This is a genomic window from Streptomyces sp. NPDC059477 (assembly GCF_042749375.1).
Taxonomy (GTDB): domain Bacteria; phylum Actinomycetota; class Actinomycetes; order Streptomycetales; family Streptomycetaceae; genus Streptomyces.
The window spans coordinates 75,495-96,204 of the sequence record NZ_JBHYUG010000004.1 but is presented as its reverse complement, the minus strand read 5'-3'; the positions used below and the strand labels follow the sequence as shown (position 1 = coordinate 96,204).

The 20,710-nt window shown below is 70.4% G+C and carries 15 protein-coding genes; 10 read left to right on the top strand and 5 right to left on the bottom strand.

Annotated features, from left to right (window positions below):
• The first annotated feature begins 102 nt into the window (after positions 1-102).
• From ACFXAZ_RS03230 to ACFXAZ_RS03195, 8 genes are all read left to right on the top strand, one after another.
• Positions 103-1,401 (top strand): amino acid deaminase, encoded by a 1,299-nt coding sequence (locus tag ACFXAZ_RS03230; RefSeq protein WP_384584287.1) that lies wholly within the window; start codon positions 103-105, stop codon positions 1,399-1,401.
• 12 nt (positions 1,402-1,413) lie between these two features.
• A complete protein-coding gene (locus tag ACFXAZ_RS03225) occupies positions 1,414-3,024 on the top strand; it encodes an amidohydrolase family protein (RefSeq protein ID WP_384584285.1) in 1,611 nt (536 codons plus the stop codon).
• A 129-nt stretch (positions 3,025-3,153) separates the two neighbouring features.
• Positions 3,154-4,365, top strand: a complete 1,212-nt coding sequence (locus ACFXAZ_RS03220; protein WP_384584282.1) for a pyridoxal phosphate-dependent aminotransferase — start codon at positions 3,154-3,156, stop codon at positions 4,363-4,365.
• A gap of 99 nt (positions 4,366-4,464) precedes the next feature.
• Complete coding sequence (locus ACFXAZ_RS03215) at positions 4,465-4,875, top strand: hypothetical protein (protein ID WP_384584279.1); 411 nt, start codon at positions 4,465-4,467, stop codon at positions 4,873-4,875.
• A 249-nt stretch (positions 4,876-5,124) separates the two neighbouring features.
• On the top strand, positions 5,125-6,198 hold the full coding sequence (locus ACFXAZ_RS03210; protein ID WP_384584277.1) for a hypothetical protein: 1,074 nt from the start codon (positions 5,125-5,127) through the stop codon (positions 6,196-6,198).
• A 14-nt stretch (positions 6,199-6,212) separates the two neighbouring features.
• Positions 6,213-7,439 carry a toxic anion resistance protein gene (locus tag ACFXAZ_RS03205; RefSeq protein WP_384584274.1) on the top strand — a complete coding sequence of 409 codons (1,227 nt, stop codon included), beginning with the start codon at positions 6,213-6,215 and terminating at the stop codon, positions 7,437-7,439.
• Positions 7,440-7,459: 20 nt separating this feature from the next.
• Positions 7,460-9,037, top strand: a complete 1,578-nt coding sequence (locus ACFXAZ_RS03200; protein ID WP_384584271.1) for a substrate-binding domain-containing protein — start codon at positions 7,460-7,462, stop codon at positions 9,035-9,037.
• A complete protein-coding gene (locus tag ACFXAZ_RS03195) occupies positions 9,024-9,638 on the top strand; it encodes a hypothetical protein (protein ID WP_384584268.1) in 615 nt (204 codons plus the stop codon). The genes ACFXAZ_RS03200 and ACFXAZ_RS03195 overlap by 14 nt, the downstream gene beginning before the upstream one ends.
• A 293-nt stretch (positions 9,639-9,931) precedes the next feature.
• On the opposite strand, the gene ACFXAZ_RS03190 is transcribed toward ACFXAZ_RS03195, so the two are convergent.
• Positions 9,932-11,755 (bottom strand): phosphoenolpyruvate carboxykinase (GTP), encoded by a 1,824-nt coding sequence (locus tag ACFXAZ_RS03190; protein WP_384584265.1) that lies wholly within the window; start codon positions 11,753-11,755, stop codon positions 9,932-9,934.
• A 336-nt stretch (positions 11,756-12,091) separates the two neighbouring features.
• On the opposite strand from ACFXAZ_RS03190, the gene ACFXAZ_RS03185 reads away from it, so the two are divergent.
• Both ACFXAZ_RS03185 and ACFXAZ_RS03180 read left to right on the top strand, forming a co-directional pair.
• A complete protein-coding gene (locus tag ACFXAZ_RS03185) occupies positions 12,092-12,805 on the top strand; it encodes a hemolysin III family protein (RefSeq protein ID WP_384584262.1) in 714 nt (237 codons plus the stop codon).
• A gap of 73 nt (positions 12,806-12,878) precedes the next feature.
• On the top strand, positions 12,879-13,526 hold the full coding sequence (locus ACFXAZ_RS03180) for a TetR/AcrR family transcriptional regulator (protein WP_384584259.1): 648 nt from the start codon (positions 12,879-12,881) through the stop codon (positions 13,524-13,526).
• A 214-nt stretch (positions 13,527-13,740) separates the two neighbouring features.
• Here ACFXAZ_RS03180 and ACFXAZ_RS03175 read toward each other — a convergent pair whose 3' ends face one another.
• From ACFXAZ_RS03175 to ACFXAZ_RS03160, 4 genes are read right to left on the bottom strand one after another with little or no spacing between them, the layout of a single operon-like run.
• A complete protein-coding gene (locus ACFXAZ_RS03175) occupies positions 13,741-16,164 on the bottom strand; it encodes a galactose oxidase-like domain-containing protein (RefSeq protein WP_384584256.1) in 2,424 nt (807 codons plus the stop codon).
• On the bottom strand, positions 16,161-17,480 hold the full coding sequence (locus tag ACFXAZ_RS03170) for a glycosyltransferase (protein ID WP_384584253.1): 1,320 nt from the start codon (positions 17,478-17,480) through the stop codon (positions 16,161-16,163). Before ACFXAZ_RS03170 ends, ACFXAZ_RS03175 begins: the two co-directional genes overlap by 4 nt.
• The gene (locus tag ACFXAZ_RS03165; protein ID WP_384584250.1) at positions 17,477-19,129 is read right to left on the bottom strand and encodes an ArnT family glycosyltransferase; all 1,653 of its coding nucleotides are present in this window, start codon (positions 19,127-19,129) and stop codon (positions 17,477-17,479) included. Before ACFXAZ_RS03165 ends, ACFXAZ_RS03170 begins: the two co-directional genes overlap by 4 nt.
• Positions 19,126-20,421, bottom strand: a complete 1,296-nt coding sequence (locus tag ACFXAZ_RS03160; protein WP_384584247.1) for a glycosyltransferase — start codon at positions 20,419-20,421, stop codon at positions 19,126-19,128. Before ACFXAZ_RS03160 ends, ACFXAZ_RS03165 begins: the two co-directional genes overlap by 4 nt.
• Between the last annotated feature and the right edge of the window lie 289 nt (positions 20,422-20,710).

Sequence of the window (20,710 nt, the reverse complement as noted above, 5' to 3'; positions counted from 1 at the left end):
CACCACAACGGATCACCGAACCACTGATCCGCCGAACCACTGAACCTCCGCACCACCGCACCAGATCACCACCGCACCAGATCACCGGACCAGGGAGGCTGCATGGCCCTCGACAAGGACGTCACCGGCTCCGAAGCACTCGCCCGTCTCGCCGCCCTCGCCGGGGAGCGGGTCGGCCCCCGCTTCAAGGGCCTCCCCCCGGACGCGGACGGACTGACGGTCGGCGAGCTGGCCGCCCAGCGCCGCAATCTGTTCACCGGCGGCTTCACCACGCCCGTGCTCGCCCTGTCCGCCGAGCGCCTGGAGCACAATCTCGCGCTGATGGAGACGTACGCCGAACGCCACGGCCTGGCCTTCGCGCCGCACGGCAAGACGTCCATGGCCCCGCGGCTCTTCCAGCGTCAGATCGAGCGCGGCGCCTGGGGCATCACCCTCGCGGTCCCCCACCAGGTGCGGGTGGCCCGGGAGTTCGGCGTCCAGCGGGTGTTCCTCGCCAATGAACTGGTGGACACGGCGGCCCTGCGCTGGATCGCCGCCGAACTGGCCGCGGACCCCGGCTTCCGGTTCGTCTGCTACGTCGATTCCGTGCGCGGCGTGGAACTGATGGACGCGGCGCTGACCGGAACGCCCCGGCCGGTGGACGTGGTGGTGGAACTGGCCGCCGGCGCGGGTGCGCGGACCGGCGTCCGCACGGAGGCCGAGTGCGCCGCGGTCGCCGACGCGGTGGCCGCCACGGCGACGCTGCGGCTGGCCGGGGTCGCGGGCTACGAGGGCGAGGTGCCACGGGCCGACCCGGAGCGGGTGCACGCCTGGCTGCGCCGGCTGGTGGCGCTGGCGGTGGACCTCGACGCGGCGGGCCGGTTCGCCGGGCTGGACGAGATCGTGGTGAGCGCGGGCGGCAGCGCCTGGTTCGACGCGGTCGCGGAGGTCTTCGCACAGATCCCGGAGCTGTCCGCGCCGGTACTGAAGCTGCTGCGCTCGGGCGCCTATGTGTCGCACGACGACGGCCACTACCGGGAGCTGACCCCGTTCAACCGGGTCCCGCAGGAGGGTGCCCTGGAGCCCGCGTTCCGCCTCTGGGCCCAGGTGGTCTCCCGCCCCTCCCCCGAGCAGGCGTTCGTGAACGCGGGCAAGCGGGACGCGGCCTACGATCTGCATCTGCCGTTCGCCCAGGTGGTGCGCCGGGACGGCGGCGCCGAGCGGGCGGCGACCGGCGTCGAGGTGACCGGCCTGTCCGACCAGCACGGCTGGCTGCGCACGGCACCGGAGGCGGACCTGGAGGTCGGGGACTGGCTCGGCATGGGCCTGTCACATCCGTGCACCTCGTTCGACAAGTGGCAGCTGATCCCGGTCGCCGAGGCGGACGGCACGGTCGTGGAATACGTACGGACGTTCTTCTAGGAGCACGGCAGCATGGCAGAGCTGGTCATCAGGGACGCGGATGTCGTCGACGGCACGGGAGCGCCCGCCTACCGCGCGGACGTGGTGGTGGACGGCGGCCGGATCGTCTCGATCGTCAAGGAGGCCGCGGCGGCGGGCTGCCGGCGACCGACGGCGACCCGGGAGCTGGACGCGGCGGGCCTGACCCTCGCCCCCGGCTTCATCGACATGCACGCCCACAGCGATCTGGCGCTGCTGCGCGACCCCGATCACAGCGCGAAGGCCGCGCAGGGCGTGACCCTGGAGGTCATCGGCCAGGACGGGCTGTCGTACGCGCCGGTGGACGACCGTACGCTCGCCGAGGTGCGCTCGGCGATCACCGGCTGGAACGGGCACGGCGACGACATCGACTTCGACTGGCGGTCGGTCGGCGAGTACCTGGACCGCCTCGACCGGGGCATCGCGGTCAACGCGGCCTATCTGATCCCGCAGGGCACGGTCCGGGCGCTGGTGGTCGGCTGGGACGACCGGGAGCCGACGCCGGCCGAGCTGGGCCGGATGCGGCGGCTGGTCGCGGAGGGCCTGGAGCAGGGCGCGGTGGGCCTGTCCTCGGGACTGACCTACACCCCCGGGATGTACGCCGCGGACGCGGAACTGACCGAGCTGTGCCGGGTGGTGGCCGCCTACGGCGGCTACTACTGCCCGCACCACCGCTCCTACGGCGCCGGGGCGCTGGAGGCCTACCGGGAGATGGTCACCCTCGCCCGGGAGGCCGGCTGCGCCCTGCACCTCGCCCACGCCACGATGAACTTCGGCGTGAACAAGGGCCGCGCGCCCGAACTGCTGGCCCTGCTGGACGAGGCGCTGGCGGCCGGGGCCGACATCACCCTGGACACGTACCCGTACACCCCCGGCAGTACCACCCTGGCGGCGCTGCTGCCGGGCTGGGCGAGCGAGGGCGGCCCGGCGGCGGTGCTGCGGCGGCTGGCCGATCCGGAGACGGCCGAGCGGATCCGCCACCAGCTGGAGGTGCTCGGCTCGGACGGCTGCCACGGGGTTCCGGTGGAGTGGGGGACCGTCGAGATCTCGGGCGTGACCAGCCCCGCGCTGGCGGGGTACGTGGGCCGTACGGTCGCCGAGTCGTCGGCCGCCCGCGCCGAGTCCCCCTGGACCACGGCCCGCCGGCTGCTGATGGAGGACCGGCTGGGCCCGACGATCCTCCAGCACGTGGGCCACGAGGACAGCGTCCGTCTGATCATGCGGCACCGCGTCCACACGGGCGGCTCGGACGGCATCCTCCAGGGCGCGCGGCCCCACCCCCGGGCGTACGGCACCTTCCCGCACTATCTCGGCCGCTATGTAAGGGAGTTGGGGGTGCTGTCGCTGGAGGAGTGCGTGGCCCGGCTGACGTCCCGCCCGGCGGCCCGGCTGCGGCTGCCGGACCGGGGCGCGGTGAAGGAGGGTTACCGGGCCGACCTCGTCCTGTTCGACGCGGCGACGGTGGCGGCGGGCTCGACCTTCGAGGCGCCGCGCACCCTGCCGGTGGGCATCCCGCACGTCCTGATCGACGGCCGTTCCGTGATCGAGGACGGCCACCGGACGGACGTACTGGCCGGACGGGCGGTGCGCAGGACACAGGGGTGACCCGGGGTAACGCCCCCCGGCCCCCTTCCCCGCTCCCCGCCCTGCCCGTGTCCCGTGTGGGTCATACATGGGTCTCATGTGGCGGAAAGCACCACGCGGCCCCCGCCCCCCGGCCGTAAGCTCCATGCCATGCAGGTGATCCAGTCGACGAAGCTCGCCAACGTCTGTTACGAGATCCGGGGCCCGGTTCTTGAGGAGGCGATGCGGCTGGAGGCGGCCGGGCACCGCATCCTCAAGCTGAACACCGGAAACCCCGCCGCGTTCGGCTTCGAATGCCCCCCGGAGATCCTGGAGGACGTCCTCCGCAACATCTCCACGGCCCATGGGTACGGCGACGCCAAGGGACTGCTCGCCGCCCGGCGCGCGGTCGTGATGCACAACCAGACGCTCGGCATAGAGACCGACGTCGAACATGTCTTCATCGGCAACGGGGTCTCCGAGCTGATCACCATGGCGATGCAGGGCCTGCTGGACGACGGCGACGAGGTGCTCGTCCCCGCGCCCGACTACCCGCTGTGGACCGCCTCCGTCGCGCTCTCCGGCGGCACCGCCGTGCACTACCGCTGCGACGAGCAGTCCGACTGGATGCCCGATCTCGCCGACATCGAGCGCAAGGTCACCGACCGCACCAAGGCCCTGGTCATCATCAACCCCAACAATCCGACCGGCGCGGTCTACGACGAGGAGATGCTGCGCGGGCTCACCGACATCGCCCGCCGCCACAACCTCCTCGTCTGCTCCGACGAGATCTACGACAAGATCCTCTACGACGGTGCCACCCACACCCCCACCGCGGCCGTCGCCCCCGATCTGCTGACGCTCACCTTCAACGGGATGTCCAAGGCGTACCGGGTGGCCGGCTACCGGGTCGGCTGGATGTCGATCTCCGGGCCGCGCTCGCACGCCGAGTCCTACATCGAGGGCCTCACCGTCCTCGCCAACATGCGGCTGTGCGCCAATATGCCGGGCCAGCACGGGGTCGTCGCCGCGCTCAGCGGGCGCCAGTCCATCAGGGACCTGGTGCTGCCGGGCGGGCGGCTCAAGGAGCAGCGGGACGTCGCCTACGAGGCGCTCACCCAGATCCCGGGCGTGACCTGCGTACGGCCCAAGGGGGCGCTGTATCTCTTCCCCCGGCTCGACCCGAAGGTCTTCAAGATCAAGGACGACCGGCAGATGGTGCTGGACCTGCTGCGGCGCGAGAAGATCATGGTCGTCCAGGGCACCGGCTTCAACTGGCCCGAACCCGATCACTTCCGGATCGTGACCCTGCCCACCGCCGGGGACCTGAAGGACGCGGTCACCCGGATCGGGACCTTCCTCGACGGCTACGGGCAGCCCTGACGCTCACTCCGTGCGGTTGTCCGGGCCGGTTCCGTGTTCCGGTCTACTTTAGACTTAATCCAAGCTAGGATGGTTTCTGTCGAGCACAGGAGGCCATCCATGTACGAACCGATCCGTACCAAGTCGGTCCACAGCACGGTGGCCGGCGCCCGCTCCGACTTCCCCCACCGGTCCCGTGAGGAGGAGCTGGACATCCAGCTCGCGGGCCATCTCGCCGCGCTGCTCGCCGTTACCGAGGAGTTGCGGGAGTCGGTCCCCTCGGCCGACCTGGACGCCGCTTCCGTGCGGCTCGCGGAGCAGGTGGCGCGGTTGCGGGGCGGGGTGTCGCCGGTCCCCTCCGGGGGGCTTGCCGATGCCTCGGTACCGGTGCTGCACGCCCGGGCGCATGCCCTTGCCGGGCGGGCGTTGGTTGTCGCCGCTTCTCGGGCGGACACGGTGGTGGCGATTTTGGTGGCTGAGCGGATGGACGCGCACGCGGATGCGCTGCCGTCGCTCACCGCTGCCAGCTGACCCCCGCACCCCCCAGGGGGTTCTCGAACGGCCCCGGTCCGCGTGCACCCGCAGAGACGCGCGGACCGGGTGCCACACATTGTTGTCGGGCGGGTGCGGGCCGTGGCCGCTTCTCGCGCCCACGCGGCGGAGCCGCAGGACCTACAGTCCCGCCCGTTTTGATCTCCGTGGCGATCCGGGACCGGTACGTCACCTCTCGTTCACTCTGTCAGTCGGGGAACGTTGGGTTCCGGGAGCACGCTGCGTCAGGTGAGACGAATCACTGGGACAGTCCTCGCGGCAGTGCTGATCGGCGGCGTGGTGGCAGCCGTTCTCGCCGGCCCGGACAACGAGGACACAGGTCCGGCAACGAAGACCGTGACCGCTGTCATCGGGTCGGAGAAGGCTGAGTTCTTCGCCGACCAAAAGGTGGTGGACGCCCTCGCCGCCAAGGGCTACGCCGTCGACGCCGAGACCTCCGGGTCCTGGGCCATGGAAGGACTCGACCTCAAGGGCTACGACTTCGCCTTCCCCTCCAGCCAGGCGCCCGCCGACGAACTCGCCGAGAAGCTGGACGTACGGCAGCCCCTGCCGCGCCCCTTCTACTCGCCGCTCGTCGTCGTCGCCCACAGCAACGCCGCCGACGTGCTGGAGCAGAACGGACTGGCCACCGTCGACGCCCATCGCGGCACGCTGAAGATGTCCGCCCTGCTGGACGCCGCCCGCGACGACCAGCGCTGGCAGGACCTCAAGGGGGCACCGAAGTACGGGGAGCTGACCGGGACCCTCTACATCGCGACCACGGACCCCGAGACCTCCAACTCCGGCGCCCTCTACCTCGCCGCCACCTCCTACGTCGCGGGCGGCGGCCAGGTCGTCGCCGCCGACGCCGACATCGAGCGCACCGCACCGCTGCTGCGCAAGCTGGTCAGCGTGCAGGGCTCGCAGCCCGCCAGCTCCGACGCGGCCTTCCGGGACTTCATCAGCGGCGTCGGCAACCCGCTGGTGTGGGTGTACGAGTCGCAGATCGCCGCGCTGCTCACGGCCGGCCAGGGCATCGACGACCTGGTGGTGCTCTACCCGGACACCACCGTCAACAGCGACCACACCGTCGTACCGCTCACCGACGACGGCCGCGCGGTCGGTGAACTCCTCAGCACCGACCCGACGCTGCGGGAGCTGGCCGTCGAGTACGGCTTCCGGCCGCAGGGCGCAGCGCCCGAGTTCATCGAGGCCACCGCGGACCTCACCGACTATCTGAACCAGCAGCTGACCGGCGTCCGGCAGGCGCCCGTGCCCACCTCCCAGGTGCTGCGCGACATGGCCCGCCGGGCGGGCGGATAGGGGGAAGCACGAGCATGACCGACTTCGATGGGTTCCTGGGCTCCAGCACCAGTCAGAACACCAGCCGCAGCAGTGACGAGACCTTCACCCTGACCCCGCCCGAACCGGTGGCCGCCGTGCCGCGCGAGAAGGCGGGCGGGCTCGTCCCGGTGGACGACCAGGTCCGGGCCGACATGGCGCGCAAGGCCGCCGACTATGTGGCCGCTCTCGCCGCCCTGGACGCCCGCTCCCCCGAGTTCGCCGGCAAGGTCGGCGAGATCACCGCGCTGGGCGCGGGCGAGATGCGGGCCGCCACCGCCCAGTCCAACCGGATGCTGGAGCGGACCGTACGCAGTCTGCCCGGCAAGGGCGGGGACGCCCAGTCGCAGGTGGCGGGCTCGCTGGTCGAGCTGCGGCGGGTCGTGGAGGATCTCGACCCGCGCGAGCTGCCCGCCGCCAAGGGGCGCAGGTTCCTCTCCCGGCTGCCCGGCGGCAACAAGCTGCGCGACCATCTCGCCAAGTACGCGTCCGCCCAGGGCACCCTCAACCGGATCGTGGGTTCGCTGCGCGGCGGACAGGACGAACTGCGCCGCGACAACGCCGCGTTGCAGACCGAGCGGGTCCGTCTGTGGGAGGCCATGGGCAAGCTCCAGGAGTACGTGGTCCTGACCCAGGCCCTGGACACGGCCGTCGAGTCGCACATCGCCCGGGTCGACACCACCGATCCGCAGTCCGCCGACTCGCTGCGCGCCGATGTGCTCTTCCCCGTCCGGCAGAAGCACCAGGACCTGCTCACCCAGCTCGCGGTGTGCGCCCAGGGCTACCTCGCCATGGACGTCGTACGCCGCAACAACGACGAGCTGATCAAGGGCGTCGACCGGGCCGCCACGACCACCGTCTCCGCGCTGCGGATCTCGGTGATGCTGGCGTCCGCGCTCGACCACCAGAAGAAGGTCATCGAGCAGGTCAACGCCCTGCGCGGGACCACCGAGGACCTGATCCGGGCCAACGCCGAGATGCTGTCCACACAGAGCGGCGAGATCCAGCGGATCGCGGCCGACCCGGCGGTCGGCGCCGAGACGCTGCGCGCCGCTTTCCAGCAGATCTACCGCACGCTCGACGCCATCGACTCCTACAAGGTGCAGGCCACCGAGGTCATGGCGAACACCGTCGCCTCGCTCACCACCGAACTCCAGCACGCCGGCGCCTATCTGGAGCGCAGCCGCTCACAGGGCGCGCTCGAAGGGGGCGGCCCCGCATGAAGAACACCATGAAAAACCCCATGAGACGCAGCATCAGACGCACCATGAGACCCACCATCAGACGCGGCCGTGTCGCCGTCGCACTCGCCACGCTCGCCCTGCTCACCGGGTGCTCTGCCCTCGACGACTCCGACCCGGCCCCCCAGCAGACCTACGAGGAGGGGACCCTGCGGGTCCTCGCCTCCAGCGAGCTGAGCGACATGACGCCGGTCCTGGACCTGGTCCGCCGGGAGACCGGTATCACCGTCAAGCCCACCTACATGGGCACCCTCGACGCCGTGGACCTGATCGCGGCGGGCGAGGCCGACACGTCCTACGACGCGGTCTGGCTGGCGTCCAACGACTATCTGCGGCTGCGCCCCGAGGCCGCCGGGAAGATCATCTCCGAGACCTCGGTGATGGCCAGCCCGGTCGCCATCGGCGTCAAGCCCGCCACCGTGCAGGCCCTGGGCTGGGACCCCGAGGACGTCACCTGGGCACAGGTCGAGGAGGCCGTCCGGGACGGCGAACTGACATACGGGATGACCGACCCGGCCCGCTCCAACTCCGGTTTCTCCACCCTGGTCTCGGTGGCGTCCGCGCTCTCCGGCGCCCAGTCCGCGCTCACCGACGCCGACGTCGAGAAGGCCACGCCCCGGCTGAAGGAGTTCTTCCAGGGGCAGCAGCTGACCTCGGGGTCCTCGGGCTGGCTGGCCGAGGCGTACGACCGGCGCGGCACCGTCGACGCGCTCCTCAACTACGAGTCCGTGCTGACCGGCCTGCCCGACCTCACCGTCATCCGCCCCACCGACGGCGTGATCACCGCCGACTACCCGGTCTCCACCCTGGCCGCCTCCCCCAAGTCGGCCCGCGAGGACGTCCGCCGGCTCACCGAGGCACTGCGCTCGCCCGATGTCCAGCGCGAGATCACCGACCGCACCCACCGCCGTCCGGTGGTCCCGTCGGTCGCCCCGGCCCCCGGCCTGGACACGGCACGCCGCCGCGAACTCCCCTTCCCCGGCAGCCAGTCGGTGGCGGACGGCCTCCTCGACTCGTACGAGAACGAACTGCGCCGCCCCTCGCGGACGGTCTACGTCCTCGACACCTCCGGCTCCATGCAGGGCGACCGCCTGGACCGGCTCAAGAGCGCGCTCACCGATCTCACCGGCGAGTTCCGCGAGCGCGAGGAGGTCACCCTGATGCCGTTCGGCTCGGACGTGAAGAGCGTGCGCACCCATGTCCTCGACCCGAAGGACCCCGAGGCCGGGCGCGAGGCCATCCGCCGGGACGCCGACGCGCTGCGCGCCGAGGGGGACACCGCGATCTACACCTCGCTGGAGCAGGCGTACGACCATCTCAGCACCGACCGGGACACCTTCACCTCGATCGTGCTGATGACGGACGGCGAGAACACCGCGGGCACCGGCCCCGACGACTTCGACGGCTTCTACGCCGCTCTGGACGCCACCGGCCGGCAGACCCCCGTCTTCACCATCCTCTTCGGCGACTCCGACCGCGCGGAACTGGAACACATCGCCGAACTGACCGGCGGCCGGCTCTTCGACGCCCAGGAGGGCTCGCTCGACGGCGCCTTCGAGGAGATCCGTGGCTACCAATAGGCTCGTCGGCCGGTTCGCCGGCTATCTGGAGTCCCGCAAGAACATCACCGGCAGCGTCTGCGGCCTGCTCGGTCTCGTCCTCACCTTCACGGGGGTGGCGGGCCCGTACTGGCCGGTCGTCGTCCTCGGCCTGTACGGCGCGGGCGCGCTGATCGCCCCACCGGAGCGCCCCGCGCTCCCCGACTTCCCCGACCCGTCCGCCCAACTGGACGAGATCCGCGCCGACTTCACCAAGCTCGGCGACTATCTCGCCGACGTGGACCTCCCCCCGGCCACCGCCACCCGCCTGCGCGTCCTGACCGACCTCCTGGACGCCCTCCTGGACCCCGGCTGGGTCGCCGAGATCCTCGCCCAGGACCCGGAGGCCGTCCACACGGTCTCCCGCACGGTCCGCCAGGACATCCCGGAGGCGGTGCACGCCTTCGTACGCACCCGCTGGTGGCACCGCATGACCCCGGGCCAGGACCCCCCCGAACAACACCTGGAACGCCAGTTGGCCGTCCTCACCGAGGAGGCCCACCACCTGGCCACCACCCTGAGAGAAACAGAGGCAAGACGCCAGGAGTCCCACACCCGCTATCTGGAAGACCGCCAGGGCTGACGGACCTGTCTCTTGGGGGCGCGCGGACCGGCGCGTCTTTCAGGGGCGCGGGGCTGTATCGATATGCGGCTCCGCCGCGTGGGCGCGAGAAGCGACCACCGTCCCGCACCCGGCGAACAACCGACAACAAACGGCGAGGGCCCGCCCCACCCCCGTCGGGGCGGACGGGAACAACCGGGGCAGGCCCACAATCCACGCACGCCGTTGTGCGCGCACAACCCGCGGCCGGCCGTGACGATACTGCTGGTCAGGGCACTGTCGGTTCCGGCCGACCGCGGAGCACAGAGAGGGCCTCAGCCCAGCCGCGCCACCAGCGCCCGGTACTCGTCCCACAGTTCCTTGGGCGTGTGATCACCGAAGGTGTTGAGGTGGTCGGGCACCAGCGCCGCCTCCTCCCGCCAGATCTCCTTGTCGACCGTGAGCAGAAACTCCAGGTCGCTCTCGGAGAGGTCCAGCCCGTCCGTGTCGAGCGCGGCCCGGGTCGGCAGCACACCGATCGGCGTCTCGACCCCTTCGGCCCTGCCGTCCAGCCGCTCCACGATCCACTTCAGGACGCGGGAGTTCTCACCGAAGCCGGGCCACACGAACGCGCCCTCGTCGTTCTTGCGGAACCAGTTGACGTAGTAGATCTTCGGCAGCTTCGCGGCGTCCCGGCCCTTGGCGACCTCGACCCAGTGGCCCATGTAGTCGCCCATGTTGTAGCCGCAGAACGGCAGCATGGCGAACGGGTCGCGGCGCAGCTCACCGACCTTGCCCTCGGCGGCGGCGGTCTTCTCGGAGGCCACGTTGGCGCCGAGGAAGACGCCGTGGTTCCAGTCGAAGGACTCGGTCACCAGCGGTACGGCGGTGGCGCGCCGCCCGCCGAACAGGATCGCGGAGATCGGCACGCCCTTGGGGTCCTCCCACTCGGGCGCGATGATCGGGCACTGGGCGGCCGGCACGGTGAAGCGGGCGTTGGGGTGGGCGGCCGGGACCTCGGCGGAGGGCGTCCAGTCGTTGCCCTTCCAGTCGGTGAGGTGGGCCGGGGTCTCCTCCGTCATGCCCTCCCACCAGATGTCGTTGTCGTCGGTGAGGGCGACATTGGTGAAGACGGAGTTGCCCCACAGGGTCTTCATGGCGTTGGCGTTGGTGTGCTCGCCGGTGCCGGGCGCGACGCCGAAGAAACCGGCCTCGGGGTTGATGGCGTACAGCCGCCCGTCCTCACCGAACCGCATCCAGGCGATGTCGTCGCCGATGGTCTCGACCGTCCAGCCGGAGACCGTGGGCTCCAGCATGGCGAGGTTGGTCTTGCCGCAGGCGGACGGGAAGGCGGCGGCGACGTACTTGGCCTCGCCGGTCGGCGGGGTGAGCTTGAGGATCAGCATGTGCTCGGCCAGCCAGCCCTCGTCGCGGGCCATGACGGAGGCGATCCGCAGGGCGTAGCACTTCTTGCCGAGCAGGGCGTTGCCGCCGTACCCGGAGCCGTAGGACCAGATCTCGCGGTCCTCGGGGAAGTGGGAGATGTACTTGGTCTGGTTGCAGGGCCAGGGGACGTCCTGCTCGCCCGGCGCGAGGGGGGCGCCCAGGGTGTGGACGGCCTTCACGAAGAAGCCCTCGGTGCCCAGCTCCTCCAGGACCGGCTGCCCCATCCGGGTCATGGTGCGCATGGACACGGCGACATACGCCGAGTCGGTGATCTCGACGCCGATCGCGGACAGCGGCGAGCCCAGCGGGCCCATGCAGAAGGGCACGACGTACATGGTCCGCCCGCGCATCGAGCCGCGGAACAGCCCCTTCTCCCCCGAAAAGATCTCCCGCATCTCGGCGGGAGCCTTCCAGTGGTTGGTGGGACCGGCGTCCTCCTCCTGCTCGGAGCAGATGAAGGTGCGGTCCTCGACGCGGGCGACATCGGTGGGGTCGGAGGCCGCGTAGTAGGAGTTGGGGCGCTTGACCGGGTCGAGCCTGCGGAAGGTGCCCTTCTCGACGAGCTCCCCGCACAGGCGCTCGTACTCTGCCTCGGATCCGTCACACCAGACCACACTGTCCGGTTCGGTCAGTTCCGCGATCTCGTTGACCCACGAGATCAGTTCCTGGTGTCGGGTCGGGATGACGGGGGGAGCCGCGATATCGCGCGCCACGATCGCTCCTTGTTGAGGGTTTTGTCACTGACTGCCCCGTGGGGGCCACGACCCGGACGCTTCGCAGCTTCCGCACTCCTGCTGCACAAGGCGCTCATCCGGTGCCGACCGCACTCATCTGATCATCCGAGGTGGCCGCGCATTTGTCCAGAAGGCCGCCCACCTGAGCGGCGTGAGGAATGCCACGTAACTCTGTGTTTCTTCTCGTCTCTTTGCGTGCACATTGAGTTCGTGTGACCGTCTTTTGGGAGGTCCGGCGCCAACTGCCGTGAGAGTCCGGCCACTCCGTTCGGGGGGCTGATCCACGGCTTAACGTGGCGTGGGTACCATCGGACAATGACTGCGCCCGCCTCCGACGCGCCGAAGGACACAACGGTCGCCGATCGCGTCTCCGCCGCTCTCACCCTGCCGGATCCGGTCAAGCCCAAGCTGCGCGGCTGGCTGCATCTGGGCATGTTCCCCGCGGTGGTCGTCGCCGGTCTGGCGCTCACCGCCCTCGCCGAGACACCCCGCGCCCGGCTCGCCTGCGCGATCTACGCGCTCACGGCCTGCCTGCTGTTCGGGGTGAGCGCGCTGTACCACCGGGGCACCTGGAGCCCACGGATGGACGGCATCCTGCGCCGCCTGGACCATTCGAACATCTTTTTGATCATCGCGGGTACGTACACCCCGCTGACCATGCTGCTGCTCCCCGAGGCCAAGGGTCAGTGGCTGCTGTGGGGCATCTGGGCGGCGGCGCTCGCCGGGATCGCGTTCCGGGTCTTCTGGGTCGGCGCCCCGCGCTGGCTCTACACCCCGTGCTACATCGCGATGGGCTGGGCGGCCGTGTTCTTCCTCCCGGACTTTCTCAAGACGGGCGGCATCGCGGTCCTGATCCTGGTGGTCGTCGGCGGTCTGCTCTACAGCGCGGGCGGGGTGATCTACGGCATCAAGCGGCCCAACCCGTCACCGCGCTGGTTCGGCTTCCACGAGGTGTTCCACTCCTTCACCCTGGCGGCGTTCGTCGTGCACTACGTGGGCATCTCGCTGGTGGCGTACCAGCAGGTGTAGGCGTACCGGGCGCCCGGGACAGGGGGCGTCATCGGCATGGCCGCCGCCAGCGGCGATGCCCGACAATGATCGTATGACGGCCGCACAGACCTCCTCCCCGACCGGCTCCGCCGCCGACCGCCCTCGGCTGGGACTTCGTGAGCGGAAGAAGATCAAGACCCGGACGGCGATCCGTACGGCGACGTACGAGCTGATCGCGGAGCAGGGGTACGACGCCACCACGGTCGAGCAGATCGCCGACCGGGCGGAGGTGTCGCCGTCGACCGTCTTCCGGTACTTCCCGGCGAAGGAGGACATCGTCATCACCGACGAGTACGACCCGCTGATGGAGGAGGAGCTGCGACGGCGTCCGGCGGACGAGCCGCTGCTCGAATCCCTGCGGTTCGTGCTGCACCGGGCGCTGGTTCTCGGCTTCCAGGAGGGTTCCGAGGTGGTGCGGCTGCGGACCCGGCTGATGGTCGAGGTGCCGGCGGTGCGGTCACGGGTGATGGAGAGCATGTCGGTGACCGGTGGGGTGCTGTGCCGGGCCATCGCGGAGCGCACCGGGCGGGATGCCGCTTCGCTGGAGGTGCGGGTGTGGGCGATGTCGCTGGTCGGGGGGTTGATGGAGGCGACGCTGTACTGGGCCGAGCGTGGCCATCGCGATGATCTGACGGATCTGGTCGATCGGGCGGTGGATGTCCTTGGCGGGGTGCCTGCGGCGGCCGGGCGTCCTCGGTAGTCGGCCATCTGCGGGCCGTCCGTGGCTGGTCGCGCAGTTCCCCGCGCCCCTGTGGGGTTGCGGCTCGCCTGCGTCCAAGGCGCCGCCTCGGCTCCACCACCGTGCGCGGTTCCCCGCGCCCCTGGGGGGCGGCACGGGTGGGCTGGGGGTACCCCCTCCGGGGGAGGTACCCCTCTTGCGCGGGTGAGCGCCGCGCCCCGTGCCCCTGCCTCGGCTAGCGGCGCTTCTTGATGTCCCCCTTTCCGCACGCCGTTCCGTCCCTGTTGGGGTCGAGCTTCAAGGGGTCGTCCTTGCCGTTCACCTTCAGGCGGCCGTAATCGTTGGCGGCCAGCCACGCGCAGCGCGACGCCGTCGTCGCCTTCACCTCCGCCGGGAAGGCGGTCGGCACACAGACGTTGGCGGAGCCGTAGTGCCGGTCGCAGCCGGAGACCGTCGGGGACACCGGCTGGGAGGCCCGCTTCTTGCCGGGCTTGGTGACCTTGCCGGACAGGTCGTCCGCGAAGTCATGGACATGGGCGGACGCGTCGGTCGCCGCGAGGGCCTGCGGTCCCCCGAGGTGGACCCACTCGGCCACCGACGGCACCCCGTTGGCGTCGACCGCGAAGAGCATGTACCAGCCCGGCGGTGCGAGGTTGGGGTTGCTCGTGACGTTCAGGTCGATGTTGTTGCCGTCGACGGTCAGCGGGAGGTCCACGAAGCGCTGGTTCGGGTCGGAGGAGTGGGTCACCGCCGCCGGCCGGATCAGCTCCGCCTTGGCGATCGGACGGTCCACCGTGATCCGCTGGGTGTCGCCGTACGTCCACTCGGTGTCGATCAGCGAGGTGATCGCGGGCCGGTCGCCCTTGAGGAGATACGGCGGGGTGTAGATCGAGACATTGTGGTTCCAGGAACCGTTGCCCGGGTTGTCGCCGGTGGTCATCACCCGGCCGTCCGGCAACAGGAAGGCGGACGAGTGGTAGCCCCGCGCCTCGGGATCGGCGGCCACCGGATCGAAGGTGCCCGTCTGCGGGTCGTAGAGGGAGGACTCGAAGACCGGGTTGGCCCGGTTGTGCAGCGCCCCGCCGGTCTCCAGGACCTTTCCGTCGGGCAGCAGCACCGCGGAGAGATACATCTTGCCCTGGTCACCGGTCTGCGGCACGGGACCCCCGCCGAGATCGACGGTGCCCTGCGGCAGCGGCGGCCCGGCGACGTAGGCCGGGTTCGGCTCCTTGAGGTCGATGACGTCCGTGAGCCGGTTCGCCTCCGGGTTCGAGTCGATGTTGCCGCCGCCGATGGTGAGGACCTTCTGGTCCTGCGCGGGCGGCAGCAGCACGCTCGCCGACTGGTCGCGTTCGTCCTTGTCCTGGAGGCCGGGCACCTGGGTGATGGTGTTGGCGTCGTAGTCGTAGATCGCGGAGCCGGTGCCGGGGATGTTGTTGCCGAAGACATGGCTGCCGGAGTAGAAGAGCCGCCCGTCCTGCATCAGGATCATCGACGGGTACAGGCCCCAGTAGGACCAGGTCTGGTTGACCTGCCAGATCGGCAGCCACTTCTGCTCGGCCTCGGACCACAGCTCGGCGGTGACCGACCCGGTGGAGTCCTCCTTCAGCCCGCCGAAGGAGATCACGTCACCGTTGCCGAGGATGGTCGCCGACGGATACCAGTGCCCGTCGTTCATGTCGTTCGTCTTGATGTACGTCTCGGTCTCGGGGTCGAAGATGTACGAGTCCTTGTACCCCTGGTAGCCGACGGTGCCGTCGGCCGACGGATAGCCCTTGTTGCCGCTCATCACCAGCACCCGGCCGTCCTGGAGCTGGACGTGTCCGGCGCAGAACATGTCGTCGGGGGTGGGGATCACCTCGTAGGTGCCGTCGGACGGGTCGTAGACGGCGGAGGTGAAGGTGCCGGCCTCGAACATCTCCGGGTCGTTGCCGGACCCGGCGATCAGCAGCACCTTGCCGTTGTGCAGGACCACCGAGTGCATGGAGCGCACCGGGTTCTGCACCGGCAGCACATCCCAGCGGCCGTTCGCGCACTCCTCTGCGGTGCCCGTGCACTCGGGGTCCGGGATCGGGTCGGCGACCTGCTCCATGCGATAGTCGTCGGTGGTGGCGGAGCCGGTGCCGTACACCGAGACGCCCCACGTGATGCGGTCGGTGCCGGCCGGGATCTCGGGGGTGCGGACGCTCGCCTCGGTCCAGGTCCCGGCCATGTCCAGGGTCTTGAGGTCGGTCCAGTACTGCCAGCCCGCGGTGGCGTCGTGCCGGAACAGGGTGAGGTTGGCGTCCGGGGTCGTCGTCTTGTACCAGAGCGACAGGTCGTACTGCTTGCCCGCCGTGACGACCGGGGCGCACGCGGCGGACTCGGTGATCAGCGCCTTGCGGTCGCCGTCCGCCCGGCGGGTCAGCGAGACCTTCATGGCGCTGTTCCCGGAGTGGGCGTCGGAGGTCGTCTCGAAGGTGAAGTCGTTGTCGCCCCACCCGGACTTGGACCAGCAGGCGGGCATGTCACCGCTGCCGGGCGTCTCGAAGCCGGGGTTGGTGATCAGGTTGGCGGCGGACGCGGCCTGCGGTGCGGTGAGCAGCAGCCCGCCGGTCAGTCCGGCGACGGCGAGGAGCGCGGTGGCGGACCGGCGTCCGGTGCTTCGGCTCCGTCTCATGCGGCTCTCCCCTCCGCACTGCCGGCGGCGGTGCCGTTCGCTCCCGCGCTGCCGGCGGCGGTGTCGCTCACTTCTGCGTTCACTTCTGTGTTCACTTCTGTACTGCGCGCGGTGGTGTCGTTCACTCGGCTCTCCCTTGCGGTACCGCTTTCCGTGCGGCTGTCCCGCTTCCCTGTGCGGGGCAGATAGACCAGCGCCTCGGTCCCGACGAAGCGCAGGACGAATGTCGTCACCAGCGCGAGCGCGGTGGCGGGCAGTGCCTCCATGCCGAACTTGCCGACGAGCAGCGCGATCAGCGGGATGCGCAGCAGCAGATCGGCGTTGGCGAGCAGCGCGAACCGGCCGAGCCGGTCCCACCAGGCCCGGAAGCGGCGCCGGTCGCGGAACAGCAGCCGTTCGATGAGCAGGAAGTTCCAGGCGACCCCGAACTGGTTGGCGACCACCTCGGCGGGCACGTAGTGCATTCCGGCGGCCGTCAGCCCCCACAGCCCGAGCAGATTGGGCAGGAAGCCGGTGGCGCCGATCAGCCCGAAGACGACCATCCGGGCGACCGGCGAGGCGGTGCGCAGCCCGGCGAGATGGCGCAGGAAGCGCAGGCCCTCGCGGGCGGTGGACTTGGACTCGCCGGCGAACCGGTCCTGGAAGACGAACGGCACCTCGCTGACGCCGCGCGGGCGGCTGCGGACGGCGAGTTCGAGGAGGATCTTGTAGCCGAGGGGTTTGAGGATCTCGGCGGTGACGGCGCTGCGGCGGACGGCGAAGAAGCCGCTCATGGGGTCGCTGATGCCGTGCAGCCGGCGCGGGAAGAGGGACTTGGTGAGCCAGGTCGCCGCGCGGGACACGGCGACGCGGTAGTTGCCGGCGAGTCCGGCGCGGCTGCCGCCCTTGATGTACCGGGAGGCGACGACCAGTCCGGCGCCCGCGCGTTCCCCGGTGGCGACGAGTTCCGGGACCAGGGAGGGCGGGTGCTGGCAGTCGCCGTCCATGACGACGACCCAGTCCGACCCGGCGCTCTTGATGCCTTCCACGACGGCACCGCCGAGGCCGCCCACGGGTTCCTCGCGGTGCAGGACGGTCACCGGGTAGGGGCAGGCGCGCGCCGCGTCCCGGATGACGTCGGGGGTGTCGTCGGTGGAGTCGTCGACGAAGACGACCTCGCAGGGCAGGCGCGCGGGCACCGATGCGGTGATCTGCGCCAGCAGCTGCCGTACGTTGGCGGATTCGTTGAAGGTCGGTACGACGATGGTGACGGCGGCCGGTTCGGGGACCTCGGCACTGAGCCGGGCGGCGGCGCCGAGGATGTGGTCCTGGGTCATCGGTCGCCTCCGGTGCCGGCCTCGGCGGTGATCCGGCGGATCTCCACGCGGTCCTCGCCCGTCCCGAAGACGGCCACGGGCGTCGAGTGCTCGATCGCGGCCTGTACGTTCGGCAGGTCGACGGCGTCCCGGCGTACGGTCGGCGAGGCGACGACGTAGTCCAGGTCCCGCCAGCCGTTGGGCATGGTCTTGGTGACGGCGGGGTCGAGGTCGGCCTTGTAGAACCAGATGACGCCGAGCCCGGGTTCGTACCCGGCGTGCACCAGGTCCAGCCAGAGGGCGTCGTCCACCAGGACGCGGGTGTCCTCGGGGTCGGCCACCTCGTCGGCCATCCAGGCGGCGGCGGCCTGGTAGGGCGCGTTGGCGTCGGTGGTCATGGCGGTGCGGTCACCCTCGTACCAGCGCGGTACGACGTAGGCGCCCGCGGCGAGTGCGAGGACCGCGGCGAGGGCGTACCGGCCGCCGGTGACGGCCCGCCGCTCGCCGGGGCGGCGCCATCGGCGCAGTACGCCGTGGGCGACGGAGGCGGTGCCCCCGGCGAGCACCAGGGCGAGGAAGGGCAGCGCCTGGATGATGTACATCGCGGGGAGGTAGCCACTGGGGCGCAGGGCGACCAGGGCGAGGATGGCGACGACCAGGGACGGTCCGGCGAGGGCGCGGGCGGTGACCGACCAGCGCCAGGTGAGCAGCAGCAGGATCGCGCCCGCGAGGCCGCCGGCGATCAGGACCCGGTCGTAGTAGAGCCAGGACTGGAGGACGCCCCAGGAGCCGGTGCCCTCGTCGAGGATGAAGCCGGAGCCGGGGCGCGTCATCTGGTAGGTGATGCCGTCCCAGAGGGAGACATGGCCCTCGCCCGGCAGCAGTTCGCCCTTGAGCAGGGCGAACAGGGGGTAGGAGAAGCCGATCAGGGCGCAGGCGGTGATGGCTCCGGTGACCGCGAACTTACGGGTGTCGCGGTGGCTGTGGCGCCACATGGTGAGCAGCAGTGCCGGGAGGATGACGAGCATCGTCTCCTTGGTGAGCACGGCCGTCGCGGCGGCGATCCCGGCGCCGAAGTGGTGCCAGAGATGGCGGTTGGGCGAGGCGGCGAGGCAGAACGCCAGGAGCATCCACATCACGGCGATGTTGTCGAGGAAGATCTCGCGCTGGAGGATGACGGACAGCGGCGCGAGCCCGAACAGGGCCATGGCCAGGCCGGCGGCCCAGCGGGGCAGGGCGAGGCGGCGGGCCAGGACGTAGAGCAGGACGGCGGATACCGCGCTGATGAGCAGCATCGCGGCGCGCATGGTGCCGACGGTCATCGACTCGGGGCTGAGCCAGGCGGGTATCCAGGTCAGGACGGCGAGTTGTATCCAGCCGAGCGGGGGGTGGTCGTACCAGTAGGTGTAGTGGGCCAGGCCCCGGCCCTCCTGGACGGCCCACGCCTGGGCGAGGTAGGTGCCCTCGTCGTCGCTGAGAGTGGGGTAGTCGGCGATGTTCCAGCCCTGCACGAGCAGGATCGCGATCAGCAGGAGTCCGCACAGCAGCAGGTCGGGCCGGGACACGCGGCGCCGCCGGGGCGGCGTGGTCCGGCCGGTCGGGGGTGTTTCGGGGACAGGCTGGCGCTGCGCGGGAACCGTCGTGGTCACCGCGTCGAGGGTGGAGGTCACGCGTGGACGTCCTCTCGGATGTCTCGGGCGTCTTTGGTGTCCCGGGTGGCTTGGGCCGAGCTGAGATGGGCGCCGACGTGGGTGGTCAGTTCCCAGTCGTTACGGCCGCGCTGCTCGCGCCAGACGGCACGGACCGCGGCACCGGCGAGGAGCACCTGGTAGAAGGGGCCGCCCGCGACGAGCTTGAGGTAGTGGACGAGGCGGACGCGCAGTCCGTACTGCTTGCCGAAGTCGTGCAGCCCCACCAGTTCGAAGACGAAGGTGACCAGGGCGGTGACGAGCGGCAGGAAGGTGATGAAGGCGATGCCCACGGGCACGTCGAGGAAGAGCGCTATGGCCACGTTGAGCGGGATGACGAGGCCGGTGAACGCCTGCATGAACGGGGTCATCAGGGTGTAGCGGGCGAGCAGCCGCTGGCCGAGGGTGGGCAGCTGCTTCCAGTCCTTCTTCCGGTACACCTGGAGGAAGCCCTGGTTCCAGCGGGTGCGCTGCTTGAGCAGCGACATCAGCGAGCCGGGGGTCTCCTCGCGGGTGACCATCTCGGAGTCGTAGGCGACGACGACCTTCTTGCCGACGCTGGACAGCCGTACGCCCAGGTCACAGTCCTCGGCGAGGCAGTTCGGGTCCCAGCCGTCGGCTTCCCGGAGCACCTCGGTCCGGACGAAGACGGTGTTGCCGCCGAGCGGGATGAACCCTTTCTGCGCGTGCAGATGCAGCCGGGAGCGGAACCAGAAGAAGTACTCCAGGCAGTTGCGCAGGCTGTACCAGCTGGAGTGGAAGTTGATCAGCTGGACGCCGCCCTGGACGACGTCGGCGCCGGTGGTGCGGAAGGCGTGGTCGACGTGGGCGAGCAGTTCCGGGTGGACCTGGTCCTCGGCGTCGAAGACTCCGACGACATCGCCGCGGCAGTACGGCAGGGCCGTGTTCATGGCCTTCGGCTTGTTCTTCTTCTCGTGGTTGTCGACGACCACCCGTACACGCGGGTCGCGCTCCTCGGCCGCTCTGGCCACCTCGGTGGTCTCCGGGTCGTCGTGGCCGACGATCACGATGATCTCGTAGTCGGTGTGCGAGGACTCCAGCAGCCGCTGGATGGTGTGGTCGAGCACGGCCTGTTCATGGCGGGCGGGCAGCAGCAGCGAGAACGACACGTGTTCGGCCCCGTCGGGTCTGCCGAACCGGGTCGAGGCGAGCACCTCGGGCGTACGCCACGCGTGCATCTGCCACCACAGGGTGAACGCCGCCATCCAGAACAGGGCCAGCGACACGGCGGCGACGAAGACAGACGTCAGCAAGAAAGATCCCCCCAGATCCCCAAAAGTCCCCCGGGTGCGACACCTGGTCCCAGGCATCGCATAGCTGTGGAGAGACTAGGGGGGATCTGTGAAATGTGGGGGCTGTTCCGATAAATAGTGTGTTTCGGATCTCGCCATGAGGTAGCGGGGCGTAATCCGACAGGTCCTTACATTCGGACCATCCGAGCGAGCCGTCGACGCCGTGGGGGCAACGCCGTACAGGGGCACGGGGAACGGCCGGACAACGCCGCCAAGGGGCGCGGGGAACTGCGCGACCAGCCACCGACCG

What these genes read in the sequence shown, in the direction of transcription:
- ACFXAZ_RS03220 (WP_384584282.1), top strand. Translation starts at nt 3,154, where the DNA reads ATGCAGGTGATCCAGTCGACGAAGCTCGCCAACGTCTGTTACGAGATC.
- ACFXAZ_RS03230 (WP_384584287.1), top strand. Translation starts at nt 103, where the DNA reads ATGGCCCTCGACAAGGACGTCACCGGCTCCGAAGCACTCGCCCGTCTC.
- ACFXAZ_RS03215 (WP_384584279.1), top strand. Translation starts at nt 4,465, where the DNA reads ATGTACGAACCGATCCGTACCAAGTCGGTCCACAGCACGGTGGCCGGC.
- ACFXAZ_RS03200 (WP_384584271.1), top strand. Translation starts at nt 7,460, where the DNA reads ATGAGACGCAGCATCAGACGCACCATGAGACCCACCATCAGACGCGGC.
- ACFXAZ_RS03170 (WP_384584253.1), bottom strand. Translation starts at nt 17,480, where the DNA reads ATGACCCAGGACCACATCCTCGGCGCCGCCGCCCGGCTCAGTGCCGAG.
- ACFXAZ_RS03185 (WP_384584262.1), top strand. Translation starts at nt 12,092, where the DNA reads ATGACTGCGCCCGCCTCCGACGCGCCGAAGGACACAACGGTCGCCGAT.
- ACFXAZ_RS03225 (WP_384584285.1), top strand. Translation starts at nt 1,414, where the DNA reads ATGGCAGAGCTGGTCATCAGGGACGCGGATGTCGTCGACGGCACGGGA.
- ACFXAZ_RS03180 (WP_384584259.1), top strand. Translation starts at nt 12,879, where the DNA reads ATGACGGCCGCACAGACCTCCTCCCCGACCGGCTCCGCCGCCGACCGC.
- ACFXAZ_RS03205 (WP_384584274.1), top strand. Translation starts at nt 6,213, where the DNA reads ATGACCGACTTCGATGGGTTCCTGGGCTCCAGCACCAGTCAGAACACC.
- ACFXAZ_RS03175 (WP_384584256.1), bottom strand. Translation starts at nt 16,164, where the DNA reads ATGAGACGGAGCCGAAGCACCGGACGCCGGTCCGCCACCGCGCTCCTC.